Here is a 4,641-nt window from a genome sequence, read left to right as displayed (position 1 = left end):
GACCAGGATCTGCGGCTTGACCGCGCTTTCCATTGCGCGCACCCGGCGAATGAAGTCCACCGCCTGCATGTCCGGCAGTCCGCCGTCGACAACGATGACGTCCGGCATGTCGGCGGCGCACACCTCAATGGCATCAAGCCCGCTGGCCGCTTCGATCACGGTGAAGTCGGAGCCACCGAGGATGCGCTTTGCGACCTTCCTGATGACGCTCGAATCGTCGACGAACAGGCAGCGTTTCATTTCCGGGTCCTCTTTGCCATTCCGGCGAACCGGCAACGTGCGGGTAACCGTGGCCACCATAGTTCAATCTGGTAAAGAAGCGGAAAAGCCGTTAGGTAAAGTTTTTGCAAAGATGCGCCTTGTTCGCTTTTGCGTCACGAACTCAGCCTGGACTGGCCGGAAAAACTTGCTTCGCCTGAATTTCAGGCTCCATCACAAATATTATCTGGAATAAATACTTTATCTGTTCTTGCCGGCGGATACAGCGCTCAGACGACCGACAGCACGATTTCCTCGGCTGTCGCATGGATCGATATCGTCATGTTGGCCTCGCGCGCCAGGAGCAGCGTGTAGTAGGGCTGGACGGAATGGGCGTCGATCGGCTCCTCGGGCTTATGACCGGAATGCAGTTCGAGGAATTTCGGCGGCACGCGCAGCATCGGACCGCTGGCCGACAGCGCAAAGCGCGGCTCGGCGTCGAGATTCTCGAGTGTGACGACAAGCTTGCCGCCGCGCGGGATGGCGGCGTTGGCGACGAGAATGAGGTTGAGCAGCAGCTTGACCTTGTTCTTGGGCAGGAGCGCGCGGGTTCCGTTCCACACCAGCTCCGGCTTCTCGTTCTTCAGGAAGGCGATGGCGACAGCCTCGGCGTCGCCGGTGTCGATCATCATGCCGGCGGAACCGGCGGCGCCGAAGGCAATGCGGGCAAATTGCAGCCGGGCCGAAGCGTTCTTGGCACTCTGGCGGATCAGTTTCATGGCGTCTTCGTCGGCGCCGCCCTCATCGAGCAATTCAAGGCCGTTGTTGATCGCGCCGACCGGCGAGATGATGTCGTGGCAGACCCGGCTGCACAGGAGCGCGGCAAGGTCGGGTGCGGAAAGGGTGAAAAGCTCGGCCATAGGCGAAGTCCCTGCTAAAGTTCACGTATTCACGGCCGAGCGATCAGTCGTTGCGCCCCGCCAACACGAATCACGCGCTCTCCCTGGGCACTCTGAATACACAGCGCCTGTGCGTGCAGCAACAAATCCAAAATTGTCGGCGGCGAAAATGGTGCTTTCGCGCAGAAATGCCGGGCCGGCGCAGCGACTCGTGGCCGGAGGCGGGGCTTCCCGGCCTTCGAACCGCCATCTTCATGTGAGAGTTTAATGGTTGAAAAAGGATTACGGCATAGTTTGCCCGTGAAAGTCACCTCAAGCGGCCGCCAAGAGCCGGAGGGGGTGCGAGGCGTCGGCGAAAGTGCTCCCTGACGGAGATTGGAAGCATGTTTTCCCGATACTACGACCGGAATCTTTTCCGCGTCATTTCCATGGCGATTGCCTTCTTCAGCGTTCTCGCCTTCTCAACCTCCGCGCTGCGGGCCCAGGAATATACCGCTCAGGAGATCGTCGATTCCGGCCACAAGTTCTTCGGCGCGACCTCTGGCGGCCTGGCCACGGTCGTCGAGAAGATTTTTGCGTCCTACGGCCTACCGAACGGTTACCTGCTCGGCGAGGAAGGGTCCGGCGCGCTGATCGGCGGCCTGACCTATGGCGAGGGCACCCTCTACACCAAGAATGCCGGCGACCATAAGGTGTTCTGGCAAGGCCCTTCGCTCGGCTGGGACTTCGGCGGCGAGGGGTCGCGCGTCATGATGCTTGTCTACAACCTCGACGACATAGGCAATCTCTATAACCGGTTCGGCGGCGTTGCCGGCTCCGCCTATGTCGTGGCGGGCGTCGGCTTCAACGTGCTGCAGAACAACAGGGTCCTGCTCGTTCCGATCCGGACCGGCGTCGGCGCCAGGCTCGGCGTCAATCTCGGCTATCTGAAACTTACGCAGCGGCCGACCTGGAACCCGTTCTGACAAGCTCATGGCCGCGCCAATCCGACATCAGTGCTTCGGCCTGTTGCAGGTCTTGCCGCGGCATGCTCTTGCCGCGGCGCTGGATTTCCGTCATGCCAAGGTGGCAAAGTCGAGCTTTGGCGGTTGCCGCCATCCATAGCGGATAGTCACCTTGGTCCAGTCGATCCTGTTTTTCGCCCTCGGCTTTCTTTGCGCCGGCTTCCTGGCGCGGCTTGTCGCTCCGGCCATCTGGCGCCGGGCGGTCGCGCTGACGCGCCGGCGGCTCGAGGCTTCGATGCCGCTGACGCTGGCCGAAATCCAGGCAGACAAGGATCAGGTCAGGGCCGAGTTCGCGATGTCGACGCGACGGCTGGAGATGATGGTCAAGGCCCTGCAGGAAAAAGCCGCCGAGCAGTTGGTCGAGATCGGCCGCGGCCGCGAGGCGCTTAAGGGGTTGGCGGTCGAGCGGAAGGACAAGAACCAGGCGCTTTCCGACCTCGAGGCGAGGACCGGGGAACTGCACCAGCGCGAGCAGCAGTTGCACCAACTGTCCGAGAAACTGGCGCATATGGAGCGCATGCTGGAGAAGCGCGCGCTCGAGCTGGAAAAGCTGGAGCACATGTACGACGATGCCAGCTTCGCCTCGAGCAACCGCCAGATCGAGCTGGTGGCACGCGAATCCGAGCTGGACAAGCTCGCCAACGACATCGCCATGCTGCGCGCCCAGCGCAAGGAAGCGGACAGGCGCAACCAGGAGACGACGGCCGAAAGCAAGGCCGCGCGCGAGGCCCTGAAGGCGGAAAAGAAGAGAACCGGCGAACTGGACAAGAAGGTCGAGCGGCTGCTCGCCACGCTTGCCGATCGCGAGGAGAAGCTCGACCGCCGCGAGAAGGAACTGCTACGGCATCGCGAGCGGGCGAAGGGCGAGGCCGCAGGGCCTGCTGCCGCGGCGTTGACGGTCGACGTTACCGGCAACGACATCGACAAGGCGATCGCCAGGCTTGATGGCGATCGCGAGCGGCTGGAGGCGCGGCTGACGACACTGGCGCGCGAGAACAAGCGGCTCAAGACTGACCTTGCCGCCCGGGAAACATCGAAGTCCGGTGCGGGCAATGATGCACGCAACGCAAGTGCTGCCTTGCGCGACCAGATGAACGAACTGGCCGCCGAGGTCGTCAACCTGACGATGAAGCTGGATGGACCGGATTCGCCGATCGCCAAGGCGCTCGCCTCTCCGCCGCGTGAAGGCCGACCGGCGAATGGGGAACGCGTCACCAGCCTTGCCGATCGTGTGCGGGCGCTGCAAAAGGCGCATTCGCCGAACGGAAGGTAGCGCGCACCGCCACCTGCTTGCACCCAGGGCCGGGCATCACCATGTCTGATGCCATGATCCTCCGTGCGGTCGCCGCGGTTTTCCTGCTCGCTCTCTGGCTCTTTTATCCGCTGCTTTCTGCGCTGTTGGATGTCGCGACGTCGCTGTGGGGTATCACCGAAATGGCCTGCGATGCGCGATCGAGGGCAACCGGCGCTCCAGTGCCGCTGGCAGACGACATGGAGGTCTTCAGGATCGAGGCCGCCCCGAGTGAGATCGGCACGACGCGCATCGTTCCGAAACCAGATCAGTCTTCGACCACGTCTCTCATAGGCGATGTCAGCCGCGCGAAAAATGATGCAGCGCGATTGCCGATGCGGCCGCGACATTGAGGCTGTCGAAGCCTTGCGCCATAGCGATCCGCACCGTGCGCAATTGGGAGAGCAAGCCCTCGGGCAGGCCTTCGCCTTCGGTGCCGAGATAGAGCGCCAGCCGCTTCGACCTCTGCGCATCGCGGATATCTGTCTCGCCGCTTGGCGACAGCGCGAACTGGCCAAAGCCCGACTGATCGAGCAGGGCGGTGAAAGCGGCGGTGTCGTCAAAGGATGCGAAGGGGACTTTCAGCGCCGCGCCGACCGACACGCGAATGGCTTTTCGGTACAACGGATCGCAGCAGGTCGCGTCCATAAAGACCGCATCGGCGCCGAAGGCGGCGGCGTTGCGGAAGATCGCGCCCATATTGTCGTGGTTGGCAATGCCGACGAGAACGACGATAAGCGCGCCGCCGGGCAAGGTGTCGAGCAAGGCCTCGGCGGACTGCGCCGGACCCCTGCTGCCGATCGCCAATATGCCGCGATGCATGTGGAACCCGGCGATCCCGTCGATGATCTCGCTGGTGGCGATATAGACCGGAAGGTCAGCCGGAGCCTTGCGCAAGGTGGTGTCGAGGCCCGCCAGCCGATTTTCGAGGACCAGCACCGATTCGGCGGCAAAGCGGCCGGCCGAGAAGAGCACGTCGAGCACCACCTTGCCCTCGGCGACGAAACGGCCGTGACGGCCAACGAGATCGCGCTCGCGGATATCGAGATAGGCGGCGACGCGCGGGTCACCTGGATCGTCGATGCGGATAAGGTCCATGCGCTGCCCAGCCGAGGATTCAAAGTGCCGGAGCGTGGCTCGTGGGTCCGTCTGGACCCAAGCCACGCTCTGGCGATCGTCAGCGAGGTAAGGAGCGATCGGGCCTGCCGGTCAAGCCCCGGCGCGCCGCAGCCGATGGGCCATCTGGGAC

At 63.2% G+C, this 4,641-nt stretch carries 6 protein-coding genes; 3 read left to right on the top strand and 3 right to left on the bottom strand.

What is annotated here, in order from left to right; translation table 11 throughout:
- Both EN781_RS26570 and EN781_RS26565 read right to left on the bottom strand, forming a co-directional pair.
- Window positions 1-240 (bottom strand): response regulator (locus tag EN781_RS26570; RefSeq protein ID WP_145965634.1); only part of this gene is annotated, 240 nt, incomplete at its 3' end.
- A gap of 248 nt (window positions 241-488) precedes the next feature.
- Window positions 489-1,118: a histidine phosphotransferase family protein gene (locus EN781_RS26565; RefSeq protein ID WP_126058595.1), complete on the bottom strand. Its 630-nt coding sequence runs from the start codon at window positions 1,116-1,118 to the stop codon at window positions 489-491.
- Between the two features lie 362 nt (window positions 1,119-1,480).
- Here EN781_RS26565 and EN781_RS26560 point away from each other — a divergent pair, with 362 nt between their 5' ends.
- From EN781_RS26560 to EN781_RS26550, 3 genes are all read left to right on the top strand, one after another.
- On the top strand, window positions 1,481-2,062 hold the full coding sequence (locus tag EN781_RS26560) for a DUF1134 domain-containing protein (protein ID WP_126058596.1): 582 nt from the start codon (window positions 1,481-1,483) through the stop codon (window positions 2,060-2,062).
- 151 nt (window positions 2,063-2,213) lie between these two features.
- The gene (locus EN781_RS26555) at window positions 2,214-3,374 is read left to right on the top strand and encodes a hypothetical protein (RefSeq protein ID WP_127400488.1); all 1,161 of its coding nucleotides are present in this window, start codon (window positions 2,214-2,216) and stop codon (window positions 3,372-3,374) included.
- Window positions 3,375-3,415: 41 nt separating this feature from the next.
- A complete protein-coding gene (locus EN781_RS26550) occupies window positions 3,416-3,745 on the top strand; it encodes a hypothetical protein (RefSeq protein WP_126058598.1) in 330 nt (109 codons plus the stop codon).
- On the opposite strand, the gene EN781_RS26545 is transcribed toward EN781_RS26550, so the two are convergent.
- Window positions 3,693-4,490 carry an RNA methyltransferase gene (locus EN781_RS26545; RefSeq protein WP_126058599.1) on the bottom strand — a complete coding sequence of 266 codons (798 nt, stop codon included), beginning with the start codon at window positions 4,488-4,490 and terminating at the stop codon, window positions 3,693-3,695. The two genes, EN781_RS26550 and EN781_RS26545, sit on opposite strands and share 53 nt — an antisense overlap.
- Between the last annotated feature and the right edge of the window lie 151 nt (window positions 4,491-4,641).

The organism is Mesorhizobium sp. M4A.F.Ca.ET.090.04.2.1 (genome assembly GCF_003999085.1).
Classification (GTDB): domain Bacteria; phylum Pseudomonadota; class Alphaproteobacteria; order Rhizobiales; family Rhizobiaceae; genus Mesorhizobium.
This window is presented reverse-complemented; position numbering and strand designations above follow the sequence as displayed.